The following is a 24,580-nucleotide window of genomic DNA, read 5'->3' on the forward strand; positions in this document are numbered from 1 at the left end:
TCAGCTGGCGTGCAGCACGAAGGCCTCCAGCGCGTCCGCGGCGATCGGCTTGTACATGACCTCGATGCCCGCGGCGTCCGCGGCAAGCCGCGTCTGCGGCGTACGGTTGGCGGTGAGCAGGCGGGTGGGGCGCTCGCCATATTCCGCGTGCAGCGCCAGCACGGTTTCGATGCCGGTGAGCGTGCCGTCGAGCTGCTGGTCGATCAGGTAAAGGTCGGGCACGATGCCGATTTCTTCCAGCAGGGAGAGCGCCTCTTCGCCGCTTGCCGCCTCGAGCACGCTGACCCCGCGCCGCTCCAGCAGCAGGGAGATGGCGCGGCGCAGGTCCTCGTCGTTCTCCACGAGAAGCGCGATGCGATCGGAATTGTCGCCGGGCTCCTCGGGTATCGCTGGCGCGGTCTCCCGGTAGGCCGGTTTGGCGTGGTGTGGGACAACGGCCAGATCGACGGCGAAACAGGTGCCGCGCCCCGGTTCCGAGTGAAGCGCCAGCCGGTGGCCAAGCAGGCCGCAGGCCCTTTCCACGATCGCAAGGCCCAGCCCCATGCCTTCGGATGCCGAGGCGGAACCCTGGATGCGGTGGAATTCGCGGAAGATCGACTGCTGCTGGTCGGCTGCGATGCCCGGCCCGGTGTCATGCACCTCAATGCGCACATGCCCTTTCACCCGCCGCGGCCCGACGAGGACGCGCCCGCTGCTCGTGTAGCGGATGGCGTTGCTGATCAGGTTCTGCAGGATGCGGCGCAGGTAGGTCGGATCGCTCGATACGGTGAGGCCGCAGTGCAGAATGTCGAGCCGTAGGCCCTTGCGGGCGGCGATGGGGGCGAATTCGTCGGTCAGCTGGTTGAGCAAAACGGAAAGGGGAACCGGGCCGATATCGACCGCAGCGCCGCCGGCTTCCAGGCGCGAGATGTCGAGCAATGCGCCGAGAATCCCCTCCACGCTGACGAGGGCATTGTGTGCCTTTTCCAGCGTCCCGCACATCGGGGTTGCGCCCGCATCGTCACGCGCGGCCGCGACGAACAGTTTTGCTGCCGACAGCGGTTGCAGCAGATCGTGGCTCGCCGCCGCGACGAAGCGGACGCGGGCGGAATTGGCGCGCTCGGCCTCGGCAAGCGCTGTCGCGAGATCCCCGGTGCGCGCCGCAACGCGCGCTTCCAGCGAGCTGTTGGCCCGGATCATGGCGTGGATGGCAAGGCGTTCACGCGTCACGTCGGCAAACGACATGACAAAGCCGCGCCCCGGCATCTCCTGCGCAAAGACATCGAGGATGATGCCCGAGACGTGCTGGAGTTCGAAGGACAGGGGTTCGCGCGGCAGGCGGCCGTCGATCCATTGGCGCAGCATGTCGGCGGAAAAACCGTCGCTGAGGGTAATCGAGCGGGCAATGCGGTCGGCCAGCAGCTCGAACGGCGTTCCCCGCCGCAACAGTCGTGGCGGGATGTCGAGAAGCTGCGCGACACGGCCGTTCCAGCCGGCCAGTCGGCGGTTTGCGTCGAAGATGCCGACGCCCTGGTTGATATGTTCCAGCGTCGCGCGGATCATACGGGCCTGGTCGTCCAGCAGCTTGCCGCGTTCCGAGCGCTCCATGCGGATGATGTCGGTGATATCCGTCTGGAGGATGACGGTGCCGCCATCGGCGGTGCGTTGCTCGCTGACCTGAAGCCAGCGGTCGCCGGTCAGCCCGACATTGAAGACCTGCCGGGTCCGATGCAGGCGCATGCGTTCCGCAGCCCAGGCCTTGACCGTCACGCCTTTGGGAAAGGCCAGCATCGTGGAACGGCTGACGATTTCCACATAGTCGGCAAAGGCAATGCCGGGAAAGAGTTTTGGGCGAACGTCGGTGAGGTCGCGACAGAAGCGGGAATTGCAGAGCACGAGGATGTCGGCAGGGTCGAAAAGGGCGAAACCCTCATCGACCGCCTCGATCGCCTGGGACAGGTCGCGTCTCGCCCGCTCGGCGGCGCTGTTGGCGTCGTTGAGCTGCTTGAGTGTGGTTTCGAGATCGCGCGTGCGCTGGCGCACCCGGTCCTCCAGAACGGCGGCGCGGCGGAACTGCTCGAAGGCAGCACCCCTGTCGCCGGAATTCTGCTCGACATGGCGGATGAGGGCATCGGCGATGACGAGCATCTTTTCGAGGTTTTTCGTCTCGCCATCGGTGGCGTCGAGCAATCCTTCGGACAAGCGTGTGTTCATGGATCGCTTCCCGAAAGGATCGTGCCGGGCGGGTAGAAGGCAAAACCGGTCATGGTATGGTTGATGTGCATCGGGCCGATCTGCTCGCCATAGGTCGAAAAGCCGATCACGCCATGATGCCGCAGAAGTTCCGAAACGCGGCCGGTCATCTGTTTTTCCTGCGCCTCGACGCGCCGCAGGATGCAGTCGAAGGCAAGCACGGCGACGGGGGTTCCCGGCTGCTTCAGGGCCTGCAATTCGCCCGCCAGGTGATCCACGAGATCGTGCGGTTCGGCGATGGTGAGAACCATTCCCTCGTCGATCGCCGAAAAGAACAGGAGTTCGCCGGACGGCAGAACGCGTTGGATGGCGCGTACATGGTGCCGCTCGCCCATGCGCACGGTAAGCGGATGAATCGCAAAGGTGAGGGTATCGACGCTTTCCGGCTGCATGCCGATGAGACGGGCATATTCCTGCACGGCGGGTTCGGCGTTGATCTTTCGCACGATGCGGGCGGCAGGGTCGGCTTCCGTCACGACCATGCGCCGCTCCGTCGGCCTGATATGGTCCATCTTGAAGGCCCGCAGCGGGCAGGCGCCGCGCATGACGGAAATCACCGCGGCATTCGCCAGAAGCCGCCTGCCGTCGAAGACGAGGGTTTCGCGGAAATTCGTGCCGTCACCGGCCGATCCGCCGATGAGCGGCATGGCGCCCGTGCCGGCGGCGAGCACCGAAGCAAGTTCATCCTCGCGCGCCGACAACCCATCGACAAACAGCAGCGCGAACTCTTCCGGCAGGTGTCCGTGATCGCGGGCGAGCGATTGCCTTACATGCAGCAGTGCCTCCGAAAGCTCGCTTGCCGCGAGCTGCGACAGATCAGGAATGAGCAGCGTTTCGGCCGCGAAATGGCGTGCACGGAAACCGATGGCGACGATGCTTCCGTCCTCATAGCCGGCGCCGGAGATTTCTCCGGCGGTGGTACAGCCGGCGATGCGCGCATCCGGCCAGGCCCTTGCGGCGCCCGAGACGATGCCGGGCACGTCGGCCTCCGGCGAGACGAACAACAGGACGAGCGAAAACGGGCCGGGACCGAGGCTTGACGCCAGCCTCTCGACCGCATGGGCGTCATGCGCCGATGCGAGCGCACGCGTGATGAACTGTTCCTCCACGGGTGATGGCCTCCTCCGCCGTTTCCCCCGCCTTAAAGCTTAGAGCATCCATGATGACCGGACGCCAGCACGCAGTTCGTTGTCAGATATCGGTCGCCATGACGTTGAAACTTGCCTCCTGGGCGAAAAGCACGGCCTGCATGCGCGTCTGCACGCCGAGCTTGCGCATGATGGCGGTGACATGGGCCTTCACGGTGGTTTCCGCGATGGAAAGCTCATAGGCGATGTGCTTGTTCATGCGCCCGGCGCAGACGAGTTGCAGGATGCGGGCCTGCTGCCGGGTCAGCAATGCCAGCCGCTTTACCGCCTCTTCGGACGGCGTCGGGGCCGAGGCTTCGAGCGCCATGCGGCTCGCATGGATTTCGCCGCGCGCAATGACGGCGAACGCCTCACGGAATTCCTCGCGAGAGGCATGCTTCGGCACGAAGGCATTGACGCCGGCTTTCAGCGCCGCCCGCACGACGCGGATCTCGTCGAGCGACGAGACGACGACGATCGGCGTGTCCGGCAAGGCGCGGCGCAGGCGCACCACCCCGTCGAGCCCGTTGACGTCGGGAAGGTTGAGGTCCAGCACCACCACGTCGGGCAGCGGGCCGGTCTCCAGCCTCGCAAGCGCCGCCTCAAGCGCACCGACGGCCTCGACGTCCGGAATGCCGACCGGACCTGTCAGGGTCATCGCCAGCGCATCGCAAAACAGCGGGTGATCATCGACGATCAGCGCCGATTTCAGCGTGCGCACGGGTTTCTCGGGGGCTGGGACTGGCATCATGCGAAATTCCCGAAAGGGCTGGCGATAGCTTAGCATTGATTTCGTCCGTCTTCATCGGCCTTGTTGGCCCGCGCAGAAAGCAGGAAGCCGGGCGTTTCCGCCCGGCTTGTCGTCTCAGTCCAGCGCTGCGAGCTGTTTTGGCAGGCGGAAGGTCCAGACCATGCCGCCCTGGTTGAGATAGTTGACCTTCTTGGCCACTTCGCCGCCCCAGAGCGGAACCGCGCCGCCCCAGCCGGAAATCACCGAGACATATTGCTCGCCGTCCTGTTCCCAGGTCACCGGCTGTCCGACGATCCCGGAGCCGGTCTGGAACTTCCAGAGTTCCTCGCCGGTCTCGTTGTTGAGGGCGACGAAATCGCCTTCGGGCGTGCCGAAGAAGACGAGGCCGCCGGCGGTGGTCATCGCGCCGCCCCAGAGAGGCGCGCCGTTCTTGTATTCCCACTTGATCTCGCCCGTATTGGGGTCGATCGCCTTCAGGCTGCCGATATGGTCCTCGAAGAGCGGCTTGATGGTGAAGCCAGCGCCGAGATAGGCGGCACCCTTCTTGTAGCTGATCGGCTCGTTCCAGATGTCCATGCCCCATTCGTTGGAGGGGACGTAGAACAGGCCGGTCTTCGGGCTGTAGGCCATCGGCATCCAGTTCTTGCCGCCGAGGAACGACGGAACGGCGAAGACCTGCTGGCCCTTTGCGCCATCGGCGGCAGCAGCGGCATCACCCGGACGGTTGTCCTCGTTGTAGATCGGGCGGCCCGTCTCATCGATGCCCTTCGCCCAGCTGATGTTCTTCACGAAGGGATGGGCGGAGACGAACTTGCCGTCCTCGCGGTTCAGCACGTAGAAGAAGCCGTTGCGGTCGGCCGTCGCGAAGCGCTTGTTGCCGTCCTTGTCGACGAAGGGCACGACTTCGTTGACGCCGTCGAAATCCCAGCCTTCGCGCGGCGTGGTCTGGAAGTGCCACTTGATCTCGCCGTTTTCCGGATCGATGCCGATACGCGAGGCGGCATAGAGGTTGTCGCCCTTGTTGCCGTCCACCGGCTTGCCGGCACCGCGCAGGTGGCTGTTCCAGGGCGAGGGGTTGCCGGCACCGAAGACGAGCGTCTTCGTGTCTTCGTCATAGGAGCCGCCGAGCCAGGTCGCGCCGCCGCCGGTCTTCCACATATCGCCGGGCCAGGTCGCGTTCAGCGTCCCGGTCATCGTGCTTTCCTTGCCCTTGAAGGTACCCATGTGGCCTTCGATCACGGGCCGGGTCCAGACAAGCTCGCCGGTCTCGGCATTGCGCGCCTGCACCTCGCCGACGACACCGAATTCGCCGCCGGAATTGCCCGTGACGACGAGGCCGTTCACGATCAGCGGGGCTGCGGTGTAGCTGTAACCCTCCTTGTAATCGGCGATCTTCTTGTTCCAGACGACATCGCCGGTCTTGCGATTGAGCGCTACGAGGCGGGCATCGAGCGTGCCGAAAAAGATGTTGTCGCCGAAGATCGCCGCGCCGCGATTGACCACGTCGCAACAGGGCAGGATGCCTTCCGGCAGGCGGGCATCGTACTGCCAGACTTCCTTGCCGGTCTTGATGTCGATGGCGTAGAGGCGGCTGTAGGAGCCGGTAATGTACATCATGCCGTCATAGATGATTGGCTGGCTTTCCTGGCCGCGCTGCTTCTCGCCACCGAGCGAGAATGCCCAGGCCGGCAGCAGGTTCTTGACGTTCTTCGTGTTCAGCGTCTCCATCGGCGAGAAGCGCTGCAGGCCGCGCCCCATGCCGTTGGTCAGCACGTCGGCGGCGGTTTCGGCGTCCTTTGCGAGATCCTCCTCCGTTACGCCGGCCTGCACGGCACCCGCACAGGCAATGGCCGCAACCGCGGCCAGAACGAGACTCCTCATGGCATCCTCCCACTCCCTGCCCGCAGATCGATGCGGGCTTCATGGCGTGGATCATCTGCTTACTCTTGCAACGGATGAATTGGACCTTGGTCGTAATGCCGGGACCCGGGTGTCCTTGGGGACCCCCAATAGGTCGTATATCGGGCCGTGGTGGAGGCGGATAGCATCGCGGAAGCAGGGGAGGAGAGCTCATGACAGTCCTGAAATCGCTCGTCGCGGCAGCATTTGCCGCGGTTCTGTCCAGCCTGCCGGCGCTTGCAGAGCCGATCGTCGTGCGCGCCGCGCTCCAGCTTTCGGGCACCGTGAACTGGGAAGTCGATACGATCCGTCACTACGGTTTCGACACGGCGAACGGCTTTACCATGGAGGTGATGGACATTGCCGGCGCTCCGGCGGCCCAGATTGCACTTGCCGGAGGCGAGGTGGACGTCATTGTCTCCGACTGGCTTTGGGTGGCGCGGGAGCGGGCCGCCGGCCGCGACGTCGTGTTCATTCCCTATTCGCGTGCGGTCGGCGGCCTGATGGTGCCGGCGGACAGCACGGCGAAAAGCCTTTCCGACCTGAAGGGCCAGAAGATCGGCGTCGCCGGCAGCCCGATCGACAAGAGCTGGCTCATCCTGCGCGCCTATGCGCAGAAGGTGGAGCATTTCGATCTTTCCGGCACGACCGAGCAGGTCTTCGGCGCGCCGCCGCTGATCTACAAGGCCGCCCTCGACGGCGAGGTGCAGGGCGCCCTGAACTTCTGGAATTTTGGCGCACGCATGCAGGCGGCGGGCATGCGCACGCTGGTCGGCGTCGACGAGGCCGCGCGAGCCCTCGGCCTCGATCCGGAAACACCGCTGATCGGCTATGTGGTGCGGGGCGACATCCTGAAAAGCCATCCCGGACTGGGCGAAGCGATCGCCACCGCCTCGCGCCAGGCGAAGGACAAGCTTGCCGCCGATCCGGCCGCCTGGGAGCGTATCCGGCCGATGATGCGGGCGGAGACCGATGCGGAATTCGAGGCGCTGAAGGCGGGCTTCCTCGCGGGCACACCGGAAAGGCGCGCGGTGGATGAAAAAGCGGCCGCACGCATGCTGGCCATCATGACCGAGCTCGGCGGTGCCGATCTGGTCGGCGACCTGAAAGAGCTGCCCGATGGCGTCTTCCACCACCCCGGCAGTTGAGCCCGTCCTCACGCTCGACCTTCAAGGCGGCGGGCCGGGTGGTGTGCTTGGCCCGATGAGGCTTTCGCTGGCACCGGGCGAAACGGTGGCATTGACCGGGCCTTCCGGTGTCGGGAAAACCTCGCTGCTGCGCGTTGTCGCGGGTCTCGATCGCGGTTTTCGCGGGCGACGGGAGGCCACGGCGCGGCTTGCCATGGTGTTCCAGGAACCGGTGCTGCTGCCCTGGCGGACCGCGATCGAAAACCTCACCATCGTCGCGCGCATCTCCCCTGAAGAGGCGCGGCATTGGCTTGAGGCCGTGGAACTCCGAGGTCTCGGCGAACGCTTTCCCGGCATGCTTTCCCTTGGCCAGCAGCGGCGCCTGTCGCTGGCGCGCGCCTTCGCCTCTGCGCCCGATCTTCTCCTGATGGACGAGCCGTTTGTCAGCCTGGACCCGGCGCTTGCCGGCGAAATGATGGGCCTTTTCGAGCGGCTGATCGCGAAGCGGCCCTGCGCGACCCTGCTCGTCACCCATGTCCGCGCGGAGGCGGAGCGGCTCGCCGGACGCATCCTTCGGCTTGAGGGACGTCCCGCGCGGATCGTCGAGGAGGATCAGAAGGCCGGGGCGTATTTCCAGTTGTCGGCATCCGGCGTCACGACATCGAGGTCGTAGTCGGCGGCGCGCAGGCGCTTTGCGGTGGGAAGACCGCTGCGGGCCGCCTCGTCGATATACTGGCGGCCGAGCGCCCGGTTTTCCGCGACGCCGCGGCCGCGCATCAGGTCGAGCCCGTAGTTCAGCTTGCCGATCGGATCGCCGGCCTCCGCTGCCCGGCGGTCCCACTCGGCCGCAGTGTCGGGGTCTTCCGGGCCGCCAAGGCCGTTGTCGTCGAGCTGGGACATCCAGGTCATGGCGTGCGTCCAGCCGGCTGCGGCGCAACGCTCGAAAAGTTCGCGCGCCATTTCGTGGCGGCCCGACTTGGTGACGTAATAGCCGGTCGCGCAGATGGTCATGCTCGTCCGCCCTTCCGCCACGTCCTTCATGACGCGGTTGAGCGTCAGTTCTTCCGGATTGAGCGTGCCGCCCGCATCGGTCTCCGTCTGGGACAGGGCGGTGTTGGCGCATATCAGCAGAAGGCCGGCGGCGAAGGTGGCAAGGCGCATGGCAGTTCTCCTTTGCGGCCCTGGTCAGGCCTTGCGCGCGGTAAGCCCGCGGGCTGGATCGTAGCCCCAGACGGCGACGAGGCCGAAGACGGCGAAAGCGGCGAGCGTGACGGCAAGCGCCGTCAGGTTGCCCTTCGCATAGAGCGCGAAGCGGATGAGCTCGACGGCGTGGGTGAAAGGGTTCAGCGCACACAGGTCTCTCAGCCTTGGAGAGGCTTCGGCCATTTTCCACAGCGGATAGAGCGCGGAGGAGAGGAAGAACATCGGGAAGATGACAAAGTTCATCACGCCGGCAAAGTTTTCCAGCTGCCGAATGAAGGAGGAGAGGAGCAGCCCGAGCGCGCCCAGCATCATCGCGCTGGCAGCCATCGCGGGCGCTGCGGCCAGGTAGCCGAGCCAGGGAAAACGGATGCCATAGAGTGCGGCGATCGCCAGGAAGGCATAGGCCTGCAGCATGGCGATCAGGCTGCCGGCGAGAAGCCGGCAGAACAGCAGCCACCAGCGCGGCAACGGCGCCGTCAGCAACAGCCGCATCGATCCCATTTCGCGATCATAGACAAGGCTTAACGAGGATTGCATGCCGCTGAACAGCAGGATCATGCCCACCAGCCCGGGCACGATATAGATCTCATAGGTGATGTAGGTCTGGTAGGGTGGCGTGATCGAGAGACCGAGCGCTGCGCGGAAGCCGGCCGCGAAGACGAAGAGCCAGACCAGCGGCCGCACAAGCGCTGCGATCAACCGCCCGCGCTGACCGAGAAACCGCAGGGCCTCGCGATGGATGATCGCGCGTAGCGCAATGAAAGGGTGCGATCTGAAGAAGCCGGTGGGTGCAGAAGCCACGGTTGGAAATGCCTCCGCCGTCATGGCCGATCTCCCGTGAGCGCAAGAAATCGGCCGGTCAAATCCGTGCCGCCAATGTCTCCGGCTTCGCCATCGGCCAGCACCCGGCCGTGGTGAAGGATGACGAGCCGGTCCTGCGGACGAACCTCGTCCACCAGATGGGTCGCCCACAGCACCGTCAGCCCCCCTGCTGCCAGATCGTGCACATGCTGCGTGATGCCGGCGCGCGAGGCTGCATCCAGTCCGACGGTTGGCTCGTCCAGCAGCAGCACGTCGGGCCGGTGGATGAGGGCACGCGCGATTTCCATGCGACGGCGGTGGCCGCCGTTCAGCCTTGCGGCCTTCTCCTCCGCGCGTTCCGCCATGCCGAGCCTTTCCAGCGCCGCCATGGCGCGCGTCTCCGCCTCCCGCCCGGAAAGCCCGTGCAGGGCTGCGAAGTAAAGCAGGTTGCGCCTGACGGTCAGGTCCGGATCGAGCGTCGAGGCCTGAAACACGACGCCCATGCGGGCAAGGGCTGCGCGCGGCGCGCGGGCCATGTCATGGCCGGCGATGGCGATGCGGCCCGTGCGTGGCGTGAAGAGCCGCGTGAGCATGCCGAACAGCGTCGATTTCCCGGCGCCGTTCGGCCCGAGCAGGGCGCAGAAACGGCCGCGTTCGACGGTAAAGGACACGCCGTCGAGGGCGCGCCGGGCGCCCCAGTCGTGGCTAATATCCTCTACCGTCAAGCCGCTCATGTCCTGCTCATTCTATGGTGATCGAGACCTGTTGCGTATCGCCCGTGCTGCCGGGCACCTTGAGGTGATAGCTGCCCGGCTTGATCGCGATGAAGCTGATCTCCGCTTCGCCCGCCTCGTCGAATTCGATGGAATCGACGCCGAGCGGCCGGATCTCGATGCCCTCGATGACGATCTCGTTGACCCAGACGGCGCGGAAGAAGCCGGCCCCCTCCAGCGCCAGTTCCTGGCTGCCGTCCGCCTTTATTTCCAGCGTGTAATATTTCCCGGATTTCAGCGTCAGCGCCCCCTTGGCAACCGGCTGGCCTGCCGACAGGGTGAGTTCGGGCAGCGTTTCGCGATTGGATTTGGACAGGATGCCGGCAAGCCCCATGCTGGCTTCGGCCTTGTTGTCGTCATCGTCATCCGCCAGCGCCACGAACGGCACGGCGATAAGCGCGATGGCGGCCAGGATTGCTCTTTTCATGATGTCCTCCCTCTTCGACTGTTATGGCCGGCTCGCCGCGCCCCAGGGGAAGCGGCCGACCTTGATGGATTTCACGGGTTCCAGCGAAGCGACGTCGATGACGGTCACGTCGCCCGAGACGCCGTTGGTGGTGAAAAGCTTCGTGTGGTCCGGCGAGAAGGCGAGGTGCCAGACCCGCCGGCCGACAAGCACGTAGGACTTGACCGCGAACGTATCGGCATCGATCACCGCGACATGGTTGGCAGGGCCGAGGGCGACGAAGGCGGTCTTGCCGTCCGGCGTGAACTCGAAGCCGACGGGCTGGACGAGGTCGGCATTGACGCCGGTGATCTCGAAGCGGATCTTGGCTTTTTCCGCCTGCGTGGCCACGTCGAAGACGGTGATCGTGCCGCCGATTTCGGACGAGACCCAGAGCTCTGTTCCGCCCTTGGCAAACTCCGCATGGCGCGGACGGGAATCGACGAGCGTGTTGGCGAAGATCTTTTTGGTGCCGGTGTCGATCCAGTGCGCCATGTTCGTCGTTTCCGACGTGGTGATGACGATCTTGCCATCCGGCGAGACCGCCATGCCTTCCGGCTCGATGCCGACATTGACCTGCGCCACGACCTGCCGGGTCTCGACGTCGACGACCGTCGTCACGGCATCGTCCTCGTTGGCGATCCATAAATGCTTGTCGTCCGGAGCGAGCACGAACTGCTCGGGATCCTCGCCGGAGGGCAGGTCGTGCAGGATCTCGCCGGTCGCGGGGTCCATCACCTGCACCGTGTCGCTGTCGGAGGCGCAGATATAGACGCGGCTATGATCGGAATTGAAGGTGATGCCGCGCGGCCGCTCGCCGGTCTTGATGGTGCGCACCATTTCCAGCGTCTGCGTATCGATCACGGAGATGGTGTCGTCCTTCTCGTTGGTCACCCAGATCTCGCCGGCCATTGCCGGAAGCGGCATGGCGGCCAGCATGGGCGCGATCAGCAGGGCCGGAATGTTCATCTCATCCTCCAAAGGCGGTGCAGGTGCTTTCGGGCCGGTCAAGGCCCAGCGTGTCCATTTCATTGGTCTGGTGCAGGTAGCCGTCGAGCGGTGCGAGTTCGACCAGCGCGCGCGCATTGACCACCGCCATAGGCTGGCGCAACTGGCCGTCCCAGTCGCGATAGGTGAGGCTGCGGCCCTTGAAGCCGTCGAGGGCGAATTTTTCGGACAGGATGAAGGTGCGCAGCACGGCGGGATCGGCGGAATTGGTTCGTGTGACGGCCTCGCCGATGGTGCGCAGCGCCGTCCAGGCGGCGTAATCGCGCGAGCCCATCTCGCGGCCGGCCGCCTTTTCGAAGCGGTTCTGGAGCTGCACGGCGGCCCATTGTTCCAGCACCGGCGCCCAGCCCTCGCCGCGCAGGCCATCCGAGCCCGCGACCGGACGCGGCAGCCAGGTATTGTCCTGAACGTAACGCGCGAAATCATCGGCCTCGTCGGCGATCAGCAGGATGTCGTGGTCGGGAAAATCCTGGGTGAAGAGGGGGATTTCCTGGCCGGCGGCCCGCCGCAGGTCCGTGTCGAATGTCCAGTCCTTCGCGGCAAGGATTTCGACGCCGAATTTTTGCGCGGAGGCGCGCAGCGTGTCGGCGAAGGCGCGGTCCTCCGGCTTCGGTCCGACGATCAGCACCGTGCGGGTCCAGCGCCGCGCCTTCAGCATCTGCATCAGCGCGTCCGTGCGCATGGCATCCTCCGCCATGGTGTGCAGCACATTCGCGCGGCAGTCGGCGTCCCGCAGCCGCCGCGCGCCGGAAGAGACGTTGAAGAGCAGCGCATCCTTGGCTTCCGGCAGGTCGGCCACGGCGAGAATGCCTTCGGGCGGCGCGTCGATGAACAGGATTTTCGACGTGGCAAGCGCCTTGCGGGCAGCGTCGAGGAAGTCGCCATCGGATTCGACCGAGAGCAATGCGAGGCTGTAGTCGTGGCCCATGAAGCTGCCGGTGGTCTTGGTGTCGGTCAGCGCCACCTCGGCGCCGGCAATGCCGCGATCCTCCGGAATGGGGTCGAGATTGGAAAGCACCGGCGGCGCCTGCATCTCCTGGCGGAGATAGGTCATCGATATGGCAATGTCGGCTGCGGCAGGGGATGCCCAGCAGAAAGCCGCGGCCGCAAGCCACAAGCCCTTCCGGCTCGCTTTGAAGCATTCCCGCATGTCGCATCCTCCCGCAGCAACCATGTCGCTATGGGGAAAAGCTAGAAATACGACCTTGGTGCCATGCGCCGCCGCGACCTAGGTCGCATATCGCGCCGCGTCCGTGCTGCCTTACAAAATGCGCAGTTGGAAATGCGAAGGAGGACGGCATGTCGGCCAACATCATTCGCGGCGGGGTCGCCGCATTCATTCTCATGGCGACGACGAGCCTGGTGATTGCGCATGGCGATGTCGCGCCGCAACCGGTCAATACCGATGCGCTGCCCGAGGTGGGCGAGGAGTGGCTGACCGAAAACCCCTATCGCGAGGCGAAGATCGGCCATGAGGCTTGGTTGAAGGCCGTCGAGATCGGTGCCTCCGGCTATACGCAGAACTGCGCGCGCTGTCATGGCTTGGGTGCGGTGTCCGGCGGGCTTGCGCCGGACCTGCGCTTTCTGGAAGCGGAGGAAGTCGGCGACGAGTGGTTCGTGGAGCGCTTCCGGCACGGTTATACGCAGGACGGCACGACCAAGATGCCGGCCTTCGGCGACATTCTCGGCCAGAAGGCCGCCTGGGCGATCCGCACCTATGTAGAGACACGGCCGGAGGACGGCGCGCTCGACGCCCACGCCAAGCGCCTCCATGAAATCCGCGACGAACTCGGCAGCGGCAAGGTGGCCGATACGGGCGCGATCAAGAAGGAACTGGAGACGATCGCGACCGAAGTGAAGACGGCCTCCGGCGCGCCGGTTGCCGACAGCGTCACCTATGAGGCCGCGCGCATCCTCTCGGACAAGCCGGAAAGCTGGAAGAAGGCGGCCGAGGTTCTGACGGTCGGCCTTTCGGCCACGCAGTAACACGCCATGCTGCGCCGTACACTTCTGGCCATGGTCCTCGGCGTCGCCCTTCCGGGCGGCGCTTTCGCGCGTTGCGAGGACTACGTGCCCCAGGCCAAGCCGCAGAACACCTTCGCGCAGGATGTCGGGCGCGAATTCGACCGGATCATCGAGGACGGCTGGATCGAGTTCGCCGTATACGAGAACTATGCCCCCTGGTCCTATGAAGAGAAGGGCAAGGCTGTCGGCGTGGATATCGAGATCGGCCGGCTGGTTGCGAAGGCCCTCGGCGTCGAGGCGAAATTCCGCCTTGTTGCGGCCGGCGAGAATCTCGAAGCCGATCTGCTGAACTATGTCTGGAAGGGCGCCGCCGTTGGTGGTCGCGTCAGCGACGTAATGCTGCATGTGCCCTATGACAGCGCGCTCGTCTGCCGCATCGAGCAGGTGAGCTTTACCGGGAAATACGCCAGGGAAAGCATCGCCATCGCCTATCGTGCGTCCGACTACGAAGAGAAGGCGCCGACCCCGCCCTTCTTCCGGTTCGACGCGGTGGCGGTCGAAAACGACGCCATCTCGGACTTTTACCTCACGTCCCTGATCGGCCCGGTGGACAAGATCCATCGCTATCGCTCGACCGCAGCGGCGATGGACGGCTTGGCGGACGGCGACACCAAGGCGGCGATGGGGCCTCGCGCGGAGCTGGAAGCCGGTCTCGTGCGCCATCCGCATGCCGGGCTGAAGGTCCATTCTCCGCCGCTTGTCGGCTTTGCGCGTGGAAGCTGGACGATCGGCGTGGGTGTGAATTTCCAGCACAAGGACCTCGCCTATGCCGTCGACGAGGCGATCGAAAAGGCGCTTGCCGACGGGGAAATCGCGCGGGTTTTCGCGGCGCATGGCCTGACCTTCACGCCGCCGGAACGATAGTCTCAGAAGGTTAAAACATCGTCCGCCTCATCGACGGCGGTGACGCGCGTAATGCCGTGAACACCGCGCAGGGTCGCGCGGATCTCATCGCGTGTCATCAGGCAGAAGGCGGTCGAAAAGCCGTCCGCCATGGCGGCACTTTCTGCCTCCACCGAGATGGTCGACCAGCAGGGTCGCTCACCATGGGGTCCGAGAATGTGGAAGCCCGTGCCAAGCATCATGGCCGAAGGGCTTGATGTCGCGATGGCGTTGCCGGCGAGGCGACGTGTGGCGATCTGGCCCAGGGCCGGATCTTCCACGGCTACGCTGAACGGGCCGCCAATGGCGGCAAACTCCCCCATGTCCACGAGGGCCTGCGCATAGGCTTCCGCCAGCAGCAGGCGGCGGACCCGATCAGCCGCGTAGCCCTGCGCGATGCCGTTCAAGGTCAGCGCTTGGCCGGGAGCAAGCTGGACGGATGGTCCGATGCGCACCCGCTCCCAACCGATCGCGGCCTGTGCTTCGGTGGTATCGCGCCCCTCGGCAAGCGCACGCCAGAGGGGCTGCACCGTCGGGTCGAAACGACCGGCCGTTGCCTCATGGACCTGGTTGGCCAGGCGGAGGAGATCGAGAAGCGCAGGCGGCGGATCGTCCAGATGGCCCGCGGCATTCAGCCTGCTCAGGGCGGAACTGGTTTTGAACAGGCTGGCCGCTGCCTCGACCTCGGCAATCGTGCTGCCGATCCGTCCGGCGATATGCTGCGCAAGGCCGCGCGGACCGCGCAGATCCACCCGTACCGTGCCGCCAAGCATGTCTGCCTGCCAGGTCGTGTTTTCAGCGCGCGCGGCGCTGGAAAACGCAGCCGCCGCGGCGATGAAGAGGAACCGCCGTCGCTTCATGCTGATGCCTTCACCTGGGCAAGCGCCTGAATTGGCGGGCGCTTTCGTTGCGCCAGCACCAACGGTACGCATTGCCGCGCGTCATCGTGGATCGAAACGCAGTCGAGACACTGGAAACACTCGCTGTAGGCGATCTCGCCCGTCTTGCGGATGGCGCCGTAGGGGCAGCGCACCCGGCAGAGCTGACAGGGCGAACCGCATTCGGCGCGGCGGGGTATCCAGGAGCGGGTGCGCAACAGGCCGCCGAGCGCCATGACCGCGCCGAGAGGGCAGACATAACGGCAGAAGCCCTTGAAGGTCGTTGCCGCGAGAAGCAGCCAGAAGACGGCATAGGCGACGTAGTACCATTCGCGCTGGAAGAGCGTGGTCACCGCCGTCTTGAAGGGCTCGATCTCGGCTGCGGTTTCAATTTTTTCGGGTGCGAGAAAGGTGACGGCGACCAGGCCGGCGAGCGAAATCCATGCTCCAGCCTTCAGCCGCCTGTCCCAGAGCGGTGAGGGGTTCCATTGTGGTAGTCGAAGCAGGCGGCCGGCATGGTGGGCGAATTCCTGCATGGCGCCGAACGGGCAGAGCCATCCGCAGAAGAGGCCGCGTCCCCACAGGACAAATCCGAGTATGGCGGCGCCCCAGATCATCAGGGAGAAGGGATCGTAAAGCAGGACCGCCAGGCTGCCGCCGCCGTTTGCGGCCCGGAGTGCCGCGAGCGGCGTGACGATCGAAAGCTGGCCCTGGCCCCACCAGCCCACGAAGCCGATCATCAGGCCCAGAAAGGCCAGCCGTGCCGGGCGCAGCACCGTCGGCGCGGCGAGCCGGTGCATGCCGGGGCCGACTGCGCCGAGCAATCCCGCAAGCAGGATGCCGAGCCCCGCAACATCCCATTTTCGATCGACGATCGCGGCCTGCCAGGGCGGCAGCGCCTTTGACGTTTCCGGGCGCAGGAAGAAAGCGGGGTCAGCCTTCAAGGCGAGCGGAAAATGGACCGAGCCCATTTCCGGCTTCAGCATGCCGTGGGCGCGCACGGCCTGGGCGGAGAGCGTCCAGTCGCGGGTGGGGTCGAAACCGAGGCGCCGGTCGATCCTCAGGATCATCGTCGTGCCCTGCGGCACATCCCGCCGCGTCTCCACCATCATGTCGGCATCGCGAAGGGCGACCGGCAGGCCGTCCTGCACGGCCGCAAGCCGGTCCGGCGCGGTGTTGCGCACGAAGTCCGCCGACACCAGCCCGTGGCGGCCGCCATCGATGATGAGCATGGGCTCGTCGTCCGGCGATACGCGCAGCAGGCGTTGAAGATCGGCGAAACTCTCCTCGCTCAGGACGGCCCGGGCGATGGACGGCGGACCGATATCGACCACCCACAGATCGAGGAACAGGCCTTGCGGGTCGTTCGCCGCCTCGGGATCGTCGCGCGCCCAGATCGTCGCCTTGAAGCCGTCGTCGAGTTCGGCGTTGGTTACCTTCAGGTTGCGGGCCAGCCCTCGCTTGACCAGTTCCGCCCAGTCGAGCGTTTCGTCTATCGATGGATCGGGGTGTACCGGCGGACCGCTTGCTACGCCCTGCATCTTCTCGCGCGCGACGGCGAGCGTTGCGGCGAGGATCGATTCGTGTGCGATGCGAACGGAGGCCGTGGCCTTCGTCACCCCATCGAGATAGACGAGGTCGGAGCCGCCCCCGGCCTCGCCATACGGTGTGCCGACGACGAGCGCTTCCCGGATCGAATGGCCGCGATATTGTTCGAGGAACGCGCGCAGCGGGGCTTCCCCCAGGCCGGAAACGAAGATCGGCTCGTTGTGCGCGATGAGACGTACATCGAGAAAGCGGCCGTCGCGGTCGATCGTCACGAGCATGTTGATGGGCGCGCCGGAAAAGCCCGGAAGCGGCGCCAGCGGACCGGTCTCGAAAACGTAACCCGCCTCCGCGCCACCGGAATTCAGCAGCGTCCAGACGCCCTTTTCATTCACCGGCTCGCCGAGCGCGTAGGGCGGCACGATCAGGCCTGCAAGCGCGTCACGATCGAGCGGTGCCGCGCTGGCCATCCCGGCGCAGGCGAGCAAGCTGAAAACGAGAAAGCTCAGCAGGGCAAAGCGTCGTCTCATCGCGCGATCCTCCCAGCCCGATCTCTACGCGCCAGGCGAAAGGCCGCCATACGACCAAGGTCGCGGATCCGGCGAGGGCCTCGGCGGCTATATTCGGGCCGGGAGAATTCGCATGTCTGAGAAGAGCCTCGACGATCGCTTGCAGGGGAGCGTGTTCCTTCTTTCCCTCGGCCTGTTCGGTCTTTTCTGGGCAGCACTCGCCGCGCTGAAAGCCGATCCGACCGTCCTGCCGGGGCCTGTCGCGGTGGCGCGGGTCTTCTGGTCGGAAATCGTTGCCGGGCGGCTGCCGAAAGAACTGCTGGCGACGCTTTTGCGCGTGGCCGTCTCCTTCGGACTTGCCATGGCGGCGGGCTCGCTGCTGGGTTTCCTGCTCGGCCGCTACAGGGCGCTCAATCGCTGGGCCGATCCGTGGGTGACGATCTTCATGAACCTGCCTGCGCTGGTTCTGATCGTGCTCTGCTATCTGTGGATCGGCCTCAACGAGCTAGCGGCGATCGTTGCGGTGACCCTCAACAAGACGGCAATGGTCATGGTCACCGTGCGCCAGGGCGTGAAGTCCTTCGATCCGGCCCTCGACGACCTGGCATTCGTCGCTCGTCTTTCGCCCCGGGAGCGGCTTCGGCATCTCATCCTGCCGCAGCTCGCACCGTGGCTGGCCGTCGCCGCGCGCAACGGGATCGCCGTCATCTGGAAGATCGTCCTCGTCGTCGAATTCCTCGGCCGGTCCAACGGCATCGGCTTTCGTATCCATCTCTATTTCCAGCAGTTCCAGACCGCGCATGTGATCGCCTATTCCCTTGCCTTCGTGGGTGTCATGCTGATCGTGGAGCACGCGCTCGTTCAGCCGTGGGAAGCGCGGTCGGTCGCCTGGAAAAGTGAAGCAGGACAACGCCCTTGATGCGGTTGCCGCCTGGATCCTTTTCTCAAAAATAAAAATCAGGATTTTCGTTTCCGTGATATGCTGAATTCGGTTTTAAAGCTCCGGATGCCGCACGGTATCGATGGGATTCTGCAATTCTGAGCTTCATTTTTTCCATCGATCTCCAAAATACTCGCCGATTTCTTTGTGTCCGATAAGAAATCCGGATTTTTCGCTTTCCCTCAACTTGGTGATTGGGAGCCTCTTCGCAGATCGACGCGCAAACTGCGTGTCGAGGAGATGGCCCATTCACCTATCGCAAGGAGCTTTCATGAGTCTCAGTTTTCCAAACCAAAGCCGTAGCTACGAAGAGGCCGGCAAGCGCATCCGCTTCATCGGTCACGACGGCATGTTCGAAATTTCGTTTTTCGCCGGGTCCGACCTTTTTCCGGGCGCGACCTCCGAAGCCGGTTGCCTGAGGGCTTTCGACGATGCCCGCGTCTCCATCTACCAGGCGGCGCGGCGCGCCTATTCCGGCGCTCGCAAGCCGATCTATGTCCTGACACGCGCCGATTTCAGCTGATGGCCGACCAGTTCGCCGCCGGGCATGCATAAAAAAGCCCGCCCCTCTCTTGCGCGATCTGTCACTTAGTGACATAACGATCTGGCACTAAGTGACAGGGGGACGGCGATCGAACGTTCGAAAACGGAAGAAGCTCGGTTACTGGTCTCACGCCATGCGGCGGATCTTTTCTGGCGGCACGGTGTGGACGGCACGAGCGGGGATGACATCGCTGCAGCCTCAGGCGTGTCGAAACGCACGGTGTGGCGCTATTTCCGCTCGAAGGAAGCCTGCGTCGAGCCGCTGCTTCTGGTGACGGAATTGCGATTTGTCGCGTTGTTCCGGGAGTGGCCGCGCGACGTTTCGATAGAGACCTTCCTCTATGCTGCGATGAAGTCGTTTATCGAGGGCGAACAGGCCGTTCGCGACGGCGTTGCCGCAGCCCGGATCGTCGCGCTGCTTCCAAAGGAGCCGGCGCTGAGATCGGCCTGGTTGATGGCGTGCAGCCAAGCGGAAGTGGAGTTTGCGCAGATCGTCGCCAGGCGCATCGGCCGATCGCCCGAGGACTTCGAGGTGAAGCTCTGCGCGGCCACTGCCATGGCGGCCATGCGGCTGGTCGATGAAGACATCAGTTCGGCCGCAGTCAACAAGGGCCAGAAATTCGAACTGGACGAAGTGACCGAAAGGATCGCTTCTGCCATCCGTGCGGCCAGCACGCTGCCGATCTGCGACCCCGTCGAGTGAGGCACCTGGCGCGCTTACCCGTTTCGTATCGCCACGGCTGACGCGAGACCACCGAAAAACGGAGAAACAACGCTGAAGATCCATCAAGCCCGGCATTTCGGGCTCGCTTCCGGCTGCCTGAACGAAACTTAGACGCAAGACCGCCCACACTTCCGTGGACTCCATCGATCTGCTCTGCATTTGCTAACGAGGATACGCTTTTGACCTACCCCGAAACCAAACGCGTCGATGTCATCGACAATCACTTCGGCACGACAATAGCCGATCCCTACCGCTGGCTGGAGAATGACGTCCGCCGCGATCCGGACGTCGCCGCCTGGATCGATGCACAGAACCGCATCACCCGGTCGCATCTTGCGGACCTGCCCGGACGGGAGGTTTTTCATGCGCGGCTGACCGAACTGTTCGATTTCGAGCGCCTCACCGCTCCCGACAAGAAAGGCAACCGCTATTTCTTTACCCGCAATTCCGGCCTCGCCAACCAGGAGACCCTTGTCGTGCGCGAAGGCTTGGACGGGCAGGACCGTGTGCTGATCGATCCCAATAGCTGGTCGGAGGATGGCGCAAACGCGCTGGCGGAGTGGTCGGCGTCGGAGGACGGCGCGCGGGTCGCCTTCGCGACGCAGGAGGGCGGAACGGACTGGCGAACCATCCGCGTCCTGGACGTCGAAACCGGCGCGGTGCTGGAGGACGAGGTCGCGTGGGTTCGGTTTACGTCCATTTCCTGGGCGACGGACGGAACGGGCTTCTTCTACTCCCGCTTTCCCGAACCGGAAACGGGAAAGGTTTTCGAGGCGACCGTCGCAGGGCATGCGGTCTATTTCCACGCGCTCGGAACGCCCCAGTCCCACGACCGGCTCGTCTACGCTACGCCCGAGCAGCCACATCTCCTTCATTTTGCCGGCGTCACCGAGGATGGCCGCTATGTCATCATCTACTCCTCGCCCGGCTCCGGCGGCAGCGCGCTGACGGTGTTGGACCTGACGGGCGAGGATTGGAAGCCCCACGCTATCGTCGAGGATTTCGAGCACTACTGGTCCGTTGTCGGAAATGTCGGGACGAAGCTCTTTCTCACCACGCAGAAGGGCGCGGAGCGCGGGAAGATCGTGGCGCTGGACCTCGGTGACGCACAGCCCGACTTTACCGACATTGTCGCGGAGAACGATGCGGTCCTGAGCAGCGCATCCCTGCTCGGCGGCCGGCTCATCGTCTGCTATTTCGTCGATGCCAAGACGAAGATCGAGCGTTTCAAGCTCGACGGAACGCCGGATGGCGTCATCGACCTTCCCGGCATTGGCAGCGCCGGAGGGTTTCATGGACGTGCGGCGGATGACGAAGCCTTCTTCGTCTTCACCAGCCACAACGCGCCCACCACGATCTACCGCTACGACGTGGCCACGAATACAAAGTCTGCTTGGGCGGAGCCGAAGGTGGCAATCGACCTCGATCGCATCGTCGTCGAGCAGCGCTTCTATGCCTCGAAGGACGGCACGAAGGTGCCCATGTTCATCGTCCGACGCAAAGACGTCACCGGTCCCGCGCCGACCCTGCTGTATGGCTATGGGGGTTTTGCCATCAGCATGATTCCCTTCTACTCGCCTGCCTCGTTGGCCTGGGTGGAGCAAGGCGGCGTCTTCGCCGTCGCCAGCATCCGGGGTGGTGGGGAGTACGGCAAGTCCTGGCACGATGCGGGGCGTCGCGAGAACAAGCAGAACGTCTTCGACGATTTCATCGCGGCCGGCGAATATCTGAAGGCTGAAGGCATAACATCGCCTGACGGTCTCGCCATCCAGGGCGAGTCGAATGGCGGTCTTCTGGTCGGCGCCGTGGTCAACCAGCGGCCGGACCTCTTCGCGGCCGCCCTTCCCGGCGTCGGCGTGATGGACATGCTGCGCTTCCACCGCTTCACCGGCGGGCAGTTGTGGATGCAGGACTTCGGAGACCCGGCGAAGGAGAGCGATTTCCGCAATCTCCTGTCCTACTCGCCCTATCACACGATCCACGCGACCGGAGCGTATCCGGCAATCCTCGTGACGACGGCAGATACCGACGACCGCGTCGTCCCGGGTCACAGCTTCAAATATGTCGCAGCCTTGCAGGCGGCCGATCTCGGCGCTCGTCCGCGCCTGTTGCGCGTCGATACCCGCGCCGGCCACGGCGCCGGAAAACCAACCGACAAGATGATCGAGGAATTTGCCGACATGTGGGCCTTCGCGGCCCGATGGACAGGACTTGAAATAGAGACGCGGACGTAACCGGTTTCGACAGAATTCGGCCGAAGAGCAATGCTGACCTCTCCAGGGACCTCAGGTGGTCGCTGGAGAGGCGCGCCGTGAGAACTTAAGGAGAGACGTCGCATGACGAAGAGTTGCCCCGTCCTGACGCCTGCCGAACGGCAAGTCGTCGATATCATCGAACGCGCCAAGCAGTCCATGACCGATACGGTTCTCAAAGCCCTGGAGGCTGCCACGACACAGGCGGTCGAAGAGATGCAGCGCGTGGGATCTCCGGAACACGCGCCGCCCTATGAGTATTTCGCCGCCGTTCTGCATCAACACATGTATTGTGTGATGTGCGGCGCAAATCCGGATACTCTTGAAGGCGGCGATCCTCGCATCGCAGTCGACGTCATCCGAAACAGCCAGAATATCGCGAAACACTATTGGGGGGTCGATATCGAGCCCTATCCGCGCGAGCTTCCTTAGGGCAATCTCGCCTAGCGTTTCGCGAGGAGGTTCGTGATCTCGCGCCGGACGGCGACGAAATCGGGATCGTCGCGATGGCGCGGCCGCTCGCTGGTGATGTCGAAGATACTGGCGATGCGCCCGGGACGTGGCTCCATCACCACCACGCGATCGGACAGGTAGATCGCTTCTTCCACGTCATGCGTCACCATGACGACAGTGCTCTTTTCGCGCTCCCATATGGCGAGAAGCTCGTCTTGCAGATGGCTGCGTGTCAGGGAATCGAGGGCGCCGAGAGGTTCGTCCAGCAGCATCAGCGGCGGCCGTGGCGCCAGCCCGCGGGCGATCGCCGCGCGCTGCGACATGCCGCCCGACAGTTCATGGGGTAGGGCTTTCTCGAAGCCGGTGAGGCCGACGAGATCGATCAGATACTGCACGCGCTTCCGCTTTTCCGCCTCCGGGCCTGCGACGCTGTGAAGGCTGACGGCGATGTTCGTCTCCACGTCGAACCAGGGCAGCAGGCGATGGTCCTGGAAGACGATGCCGCGTTTGAGGCTCGGCCGGTCGATCTTTTCGCCATCGACCAATATGCGGCCGCTGTCCGGCAGGTCGAGGCCGGCCAGGAAGCGCAGGAGCGTGGACTTGCCGCAGCCGCTGGGTCCGACGATGCTGATGAACTCGCCGGGTTCGATGGCAAGCGACACATTGTCCAGCGCATGCACAGTGCGGTCATCGACATGGAACGTCTTCGAGACATCCAGGATATTGACCGAGCCGGCCTGTGCCGCCTTGGGTCGCGAAAGGGTCAGGGCATCCGCCATGGTACGAGTCTCCTTGAGAGGCCGAGGACGAACCGGTCGAGAGCAATCCCGATAAGGGCAAGGAAAAGTACCCCGAGCAGGACCTGGTCCATGCGCGCATATTCGCGCGCGGCAGCGAGATAGGCGCCGAGGCCGTCTCCCATGCCGTTGATATAGCCCGTGCCGATCAGATATTCGGCGCCGAACGTGCCGAGCCATGCGATGTTGAGCGAGAGCTCCGTTCCGGCAAGAATGGAGGGCACGGCGGCGGGGAAGATGATCTTGGTCAACATCGCGCGGCGGTCGAGCTCCACCACGCGCCCCACCTCGCGGTAGGGCGCCGGCACGTTCTGGCAGCCCGCCTGTGCGCCGAGCGCCATCGGGAAAAACGCGCCGAGGGCGATCAGCGTGATCTTCATGGCCTCGCCGTTGCCGAGCCAAGCGCTGAGCAGCGGGATCCAGGCGAAGAGCGCGATCTGCCGCAGGCTGGAAATCGACGGATCGAAAAGGCCGCGTGCGACGCCGGACAATCCGAGCAGCACGCCGGCAGCCAGCCCGAGCGTCGCGCCGATCACCCAGCCGGTGAGTGCGCGGAGCAGCGTCGCAAACGCGGCGCCCGGAAGAGAGCCGTCGGCAAAACCTTCGTAAGCCGTGACGAGGACCTTGCCGGGCGAGACGAGGATATCGCTGTTCAATGCGCCGAAGGCATCGAGCAGGTTCCAGAGAACGATGAGGGCCACCGGCAGCACGAGCGCCCGCCAGATCAGTCCCGGGCGCGAAATGGTGGGGGTGGACGTCGTCATCGCCATGTTCCTAGACCGCTGCCTTGAACGACCAGAGCGTCGTGCGATGCTGGAAACGTGTCAGGGCATGATCGAGCGCCCAGCCGACGAGACCGATGACGATCATGGTGGCGAAGACCACGTCGAGCTGGAAGGCCTTGCGCCCCCACATCATCAGATAACCGAGGCCTGCAGCGGAAGAGATCATCTCGACAAGGATCAGCACCTTCCAGCCGCGGCTCATCGCCTGGCGCACACCGGTGAGGATCGACGGCAGGATGGAGGGCCACACAACCAGCCGCACGCGGGCAAACCAGGAGAATTCCAGCGCGCGGGAGACGTCATCGTATTTGCGCGGGCGGTTGCGGATCCCCTCATAGGCACCCACCATCAAAGGCAGGAAACATGTCTTGGCGATGAGAACGATCTTCAGCCCTTCGCCGATGCCGAAAACCAGCATGAAGAAGGGAAGCCAGCCGAGCGATGGCACCAGGCAGATGGCCCGCACCGTCGGGGCCACATAGATATCCAGCGTGCGGAAAAGTCCGAAGCCGAGCCCGAAGAGCAGGCCGAGCCCGCCTCCGAGCGCCAGTCCGGCTGCGACGCGCCCTAGGCTGACGAGCAGCTCGGCCGGGAGCTGTCCCGTCACCAGAAGGTCGAGCGTGGTTTCGTAGACGAGCCGTGGATCGGGAAGGATCTGCTCGGCCAGCCATTCCTGATGCACGGCATAGGACCAGAGCCCCAGAAGTGCTATCGGCGGCACGATCCCCAGCAGAAACAGCTTGGCCCATCGCGGCAGCCGGAAGGCTGCGGCAGGATGCGAGGAAGCTTTGCCGGCCGCCCTGTCGAAAGGTGCTACGGCGATCGATCCTGCGGTTTTGAAAGTCACATCGGACATTCTATCTCCTTCCTTCCGCCGGCAA

At 64.5% G+C, this 24,580-nt stretch carries 24 protein-coding genes; 9 read left to right on the plus strand and 15 right to left on the minus strand.

Features of this window, described 5'->3' with window-relative positions; translation table 11 throughout:
* The 4 genes from AC1RWL_RS01385 to AC1RWL_RS01400 all read right to left on the minus strand — a co-directional run bounded on the left by AC1RWL_RS01385 (position 1) and on the right by AC1RWL_RS01400 (position 5,991).
* Complete coding sequence (locus AC1RWL_RS01385) at positions 1 to 2,193, minus strand: PAS-domain containing protein (RefSeq protein WP_493093581.1); 2,193 nt, start codon at positions 2,191 to 2,193, stop codon at positions 1 to 3.
* Entirely contained in the window at positions 2,190 to 3,341 is a 1,152-nt protein-coding gene (locus AC1RWL_RS01390) for an FIST N-terminal domain-containing protein (protein WP_493093580.1), read from the minus strand. The genes AC1RWL_RS01385 and AC1RWL_RS01390 overlap by 4 nt, the downstream gene beginning before the upstream one ends.
* Before the next feature lie 82 nt (positions 3,342 to 3,423).
* Positions 3,424 to 4,110: a response regulator transcription factor gene (locus tag AC1RWL_RS01395; protein WP_256115326.1), complete on the minus strand. Its 687-nt coding sequence runs from the start codon at positions 4,108 to 4,110 to the stop codon at positions 3,424 to 3,426.
* Between the two features lie 114 nt (positions 4,111 to 4,224).
* Positions 4,225 to 5,991, minus strand: a complete 1,767-nt coding sequence (locus AC1RWL_RS01400) for a PQQ-dependent methanol/ethanol family dehydrogenase (protein WP_256115325.1) — start codon at positions 5,989 to 5,991, stop codon at positions 4,225 to 4,227.
* Positions 5,992 to 6,182: 191 nt separating this feature from the next.
* Here AC1RWL_RS01400 and AC1RWL_RS01405 point away from each other — a divergent pair, with 191 nt between their 5' ends.
* Positions 6,183 to 7,157 (plus strand): ABC transporter substrate-binding protein, encoded by a 975-nt coding sequence (locus AC1RWL_RS01405; protein WP_493093579.1) that lies wholly within the window; start codon positions 6,183 to 6,185, stop codon positions 7,155 to 7,157.
* A complete protein-coding gene (locus AC1RWL_RS01410) occupies positions 7,129 to 7,809 on the plus strand; it encodes an ABC transporter ATP-binding protein (protein WP_493093578.1) in 681 nt (226 codons plus the stop codon). Before AC1RWL_RS01405 ends, AC1RWL_RS01410 begins: the two co-directional genes overlap by 29 nt.
* On the opposite strand, the gene AC1RWL_RS01415 is transcribed toward AC1RWL_RS01410, so the two are convergent.
* From AC1RWL_RS01415 to AC1RWL_RS01440, 6 genes are read right to left on the minus strand one after another with little or no spacing between them, the layout of a single operon-like run.
* On the minus strand, positions 7,749 to 8,297 hold the full coding sequence (locus AC1RWL_RS01415; protein ID WP_493093577.1) for a tetratricopeptide repeat protein: 549 nt from the start codon (positions 8,295 to 8,297) through the stop codon (positions 7,749 to 7,751). The genes AC1RWL_RS01410 and AC1RWL_RS01415 overlap by 61 nt on opposite strands.
* 24 nt (positions 8,298 to 8,321) lie before the next feature.
* Entirely contained in the window at positions 8,322 to 9,164 is an 843-nt protein-coding gene (locus AC1RWL_RS01420) for an ABC transporter permease (protein WP_493093576.1), read from the minus strand.
* Positions 9,161 to 9,874, minus strand: coding sequence for an ABC transporter ATP-binding protein (locus tag AC1RWL_RS01425; RefSeq protein ID WP_493093575.1), 714 nt, complete (start codon positions 9,872 to 9,874; stop codon positions 9,161 to 9,163). Before AC1RWL_RS01425 ends, AC1RWL_RS01420 begins: the two co-directional genes overlap by 4 nt.
* Positions 9,875 to 9,881: 7 nt before the next feature.
* Positions 9,882 to 10,340, minus strand: a complete 459-nt coding sequence (locus AC1RWL_RS01430; protein WP_493093574.1) for a cupredoxin domain-containing protein — start codon at positions 10,338 to 10,340, stop codon at positions 9,882 to 9,884.
* Between the two features lie 21 nt (positions 10,341 to 10,361).
* The gene (locus AC1RWL_RS01435) at positions 10,362 to 11,327 is read right to left on the minus strand and encodes a YVTN family beta-propeller repeat protein (protein ID WP_493093573.1); all 966 of its coding nucleotides are present in this window, start codon (positions 11,325 to 11,327) and stop codon (positions 10,362 to 10,364) included.
* Between the two features lies 1 nt (position 11,328).
* Positions 11,329 to 12,420: an ABC transporter substrate-binding protein gene (locus AC1RWL_RS01440; RefSeq protein ID WP_493093572.1), complete on the minus strand. Its 1,092-nt coding sequence runs from the start codon at positions 12,418 to 12,420 to the stop codon at positions 11,329 to 11,331.
* A gap of 245 nt (positions 12,421 to 12,665) precedes the next feature.
* Between AC1RWL_RS01440 and pedF the strand changes: the two genes are divergently transcribed.
* Positions 12,666 to 13,352: a cytochrome c-550 PedF gene (gene pedF / locus AC1RWL_RS01445; RefSeq protein WP_160862047.1), complete on the plus strand. Its 687-nt coding sequence runs from the start codon at positions 12,666 to 12,668 to the stop codon at positions 13,350 to 13,352.
* 6 nt (positions 13,353 to 13,358) lie between these two features.
* On the plus strand, positions 13,359 to 14,255 hold the full coding sequence (locus AC1RWL_RS01450) for a substrate-binding periplasmic protein (protein WP_493093571.1): 897 nt from the start codon (positions 13,359 to 13,361) through the stop codon (positions 14,253 to 14,255).
* 2 nt (positions 14,256 to 14,257) lie between these two features.
* On the opposite strand, the gene AC1RWL_RS01455 is transcribed toward AC1RWL_RS01450, so the two are convergent.
* A complete protein-coding gene (locus tag AC1RWL_RS01455; protein WP_493093570.1) occupies positions 14,258 to 15,133 on the minus strand; it encodes an FAD:protein FMN transferase in 876 nt (291 codons plus the stop codon).
* Positions 15,130 to 17,226 (minus strand): 4Fe-4S binding protein, encoded by a 2,097-nt coding sequence (locus tag AC1RWL_RS01460; RefSeq protein WP_493093569.1) that lies wholly within the window; start codon positions 17,224 to 17,226, stop codon positions 15,130 to 15,132. The genes AC1RWL_RS01455 and AC1RWL_RS01460 overlap by 4 nt, the downstream gene beginning before the upstream one ends.
* Before the next feature lie 112 nt (positions 17,227 to 17,338).
* On the opposite strand from AC1RWL_RS01460, the gene AC1RWL_RS01465 reads away from it, so the two are divergent.
* The 5 genes from AC1RWL_RS01465 (at position 17,339) to AC1RWL_RS01485 (ending at position 22,096) form a co-directional block, all read left to right on the plus strand.
* Positions 17,339 to 18,124 (plus strand): ABC transporter permease, encoded by a 786-nt coding sequence (locus AC1RWL_RS01465; RefSeq protein WP_493093568.1) that lies wholly within the window; start codon positions 17,339 to 17,341, stop codon positions 18,122 to 18,124.
* 292 nt (positions 18,125 to 18,416) lie between these two features.
* Entirely contained in the window at positions 18,417 to 18,668 is a 252-nt protein-coding gene (locus AC1RWL_RS01470; protein WP_435269251.1) for a DUF1488 family protein, read from the plus strand.
* 141 nt (positions 18,669 to 18,809) lie between these two features.
* Positions 18,810 to 19,391: a TetR/AcrR family transcriptional regulator gene (locus AC1RWL_RS01475; RefSeq protein WP_493158260.1), complete on the plus strand. Its 582-nt coding sequence runs from the start codon at positions 18,810 to 18,812 to the stop codon at positions 19,389 to 19,391.
* A 200-nt stretch (positions 19,392 to 19,591) separates the two neighbouring features.
* A complete protein-coding gene (locus tag AC1RWL_RS01480) occupies positions 19,592 to 21,646 on the plus strand; it encodes a prolyl oligopeptidase family serine peptidase (RefSeq protein WP_493093567.1) in 2,055 nt (684 codons plus the stop codon).
* Between the two features lie 102 nt (positions 21,647 to 21,748).
* On the plus strand, positions 21,749 to 22,096 hold the full coding sequence (locus tag AC1RWL_RS01485; RefSeq protein WP_493093566.1) for a hypothetical protein: 348 nt from the start codon (positions 21,749 to 21,751) through the stop codon (positions 22,094 to 22,096).
* A gap of 11 nt (positions 22,097 to 22,107) precedes the next feature.
* On the opposite strand, the gene AC1RWL_RS01490 is transcribed toward AC1RWL_RS01485, so the two are convergent.
* From AC1RWL_RS01490 to AC1RWL_RS01500, 3 genes are read right to left on the minus strand one after another with little or no spacing between them, the layout of a single operon-like run.
* Positions 22,108 to 22,896 (minus strand): ABC transporter ATP-binding protein, encoded by a 789-nt coding sequence (locus tag AC1RWL_RS01490; RefSeq protein WP_439623617.1) that lies wholly within the window; start codon positions 22,894 to 22,896, stop codon positions 22,108 to 22,110.
* Positions 22,881 to 23,678 (minus strand): ABC transporter permease, encoded by a 798-nt coding sequence (locus AC1RWL_RS01495; RefSeq protein ID WP_493093565.1) that lies wholly within the window; start codon positions 23,676 to 23,678, stop codon positions 22,881 to 22,883. Before AC1RWL_RS01495 ends, AC1RWL_RS01490 begins: the two co-directional genes overlap by 16 nt.
* A 10-nt stretch (positions 23,679 to 23,688) precedes the next feature.
* Positions 23,689 to 24,555: an ABC transporter permease gene (locus AC1RWL_RS01500; protein ID WP_493093564.1), complete on the minus strand. Its 867-nt coding sequence runs from the start codon at positions 24,553 to 24,555 to the stop codon at positions 23,689 to 23,691.
* Between the last annotated feature and the right edge of the window lie 25 nt (positions 24,556 to 24,580).

The sequence above is a fragment of the Shinella sp. GW821-FHT10F02 genome (genome assembly GCF_058809275.1).

Excerpts from the sequence above, each read along its gene's own strand:
- AC1RWL_RS01385 (WP_493093581.1), bottom strand. The coding sequence starts at position 2,193 with ATGAACACACGCTTGTCCGAAGGATTGCTCGACGCCACCGATGGCGAG.
- AC1RWL_RS01395 (WP_256115326.1), bottom strand. The coding sequence starts at position 4,110 with ATGATGCCAGTCCCAGCCCCCGAGAAACCCGTGCGCACGCTGAAATCG.
- AC1RWL_RS01400 (WP_256115325.1), bottom strand. The coding sequence starts at position 5,991 with ATGAGGAGTCTCGTTCTGGCCGCGGTTGCGGCCATTGCCTGTGCGGGT.
- AC1RWL_RS01405 (WP_493093579.1), top strand. The coding sequence starts at position 6,183 with ATGACAGTCCTGAAATCGCTCGTCGCGGCAGCATTTGCCGCGGTTCTG.
- AC1RWL_RS01410 (WP_493093578.1), top strand. The coding sequence starts at position 7,129 with ATGGCGTCTTCCACCACCCCGGCAGTTGAGCCCGTCCTCACGCTCGAC.
- AC1RWL_RS01415 (WP_493093577.1), bottom strand. The coding sequence starts at position 8,297 with ATGCGCCTTGCCACCTTCGCCGCCGGCCTTCTGCTGATATGCGCCAAC.
- AC1RWL_RS01420 (WP_493093576.1), bottom strand. The coding sequence starts at position 9,164 with ATGACGGCGGAGGCATTTCCAACCGTGGCTTCTGCACCCACCGGCTTC.
- AC1RWL_RS01425 (WP_493093575.1), bottom strand. The coding sequence starts at position 9,874 with ATGAGCGGCTTGACGGTAGAGGATATTAGCCACGACTGGGGCGCCCGG.
- AC1RWL_RS01430 (WP_493093574.1), bottom strand. The coding sequence starts at position 10,340 with ATGAAAAGAGCAATCCTGGCCGCCATCGCGCTTATCGCCGTGCCGTTC.
- AC1RWL_RS01435 (WP_493093573.1), bottom strand. The coding sequence starts at position 11,327 with ATGAACATTCCGGCCCTGCTGATCGCGCCCATGCTGGCCGCCATGCCG.
- AC1RWL_RS01440 (WP_493093572.1), bottom strand. The coding sequence starts at position 12,420 with ATGACCTATCTCCGCCAGGAGATGCAGGCGCCGCCGGTGCTTTCCAAT.
- pedF (WP_160862047.1), top strand. The coding sequence starts at position 12,666 with ATGTCGGCCAACATCATTCGCGGCGGGGTCGCCGCATTCATTCTCATG.
- AC1RWL_RS01450 (WP_493093571.1), top strand. The coding sequence starts at position 13,359 with ATGCTGCGCCGTACACTTCTGGCCATGGTCCTCGGCGTCGCCCTTCCG.
- AC1RWL_RS01455 (WP_493093570.1), bottom strand. The coding sequence starts at position 15,133 with ATGAAGCGACGGCGGTTCCTCTTCATCGCCGCGGCGGCTGCGTTTTCC.
- AC1RWL_RS01460 (WP_493093569.1), bottom strand. The coding sequence starts at position 17,226 with ATGAGACGACGCTTTGCCCTGCTGAGCTTTCTCGTTTTCAGCTTGCTC.
- AC1RWL_RS01465 (WP_493093568.1), top strand. The coding sequence starts at position 17,339 with ATGTCTGAGAAGAGCCTCGACGATCGCTTGCAGGGGAGCGTGTTCCTT.
- AC1RWL_RS01470 (WP_435269251.1), top strand. The coding sequence starts at position 18,417 with ATGAGTCTCAGTTTTCCAAACCAAAGCCGTAGCTACGAAGAGGCCGGC.
- AC1RWL_RS01485 (WP_493093566.1), top strand. The coding sequence starts at position 21,749 with ATGACGAAGAGTTGCCCCGTCCTGACGCCTGCCGAACGGCAAGTCGTC.
- AC1RWL_RS01490 (WP_439623617.1), bottom strand. The coding sequence starts at position 22,896 with ATGGCGGATGCCCTGACCCTTTCGCGACCCAAGGCGGCACAGGCCGGC.
- AC1RWL_RS01495 (WP_493093565.1), bottom strand. The coding sequence starts at position 23,678 with ATGACGACGTCCACCCCCACCATTTCGCGCCCGGGACTGATCTGGCGG.
- AC1RWL_RS01500 (WP_493093564.1), bottom strand. The coding sequence starts at position 24,555 with ATGTCCGATGTGACTTTCAAAACCGCAGGATCGATCGCCGTAGCACCT.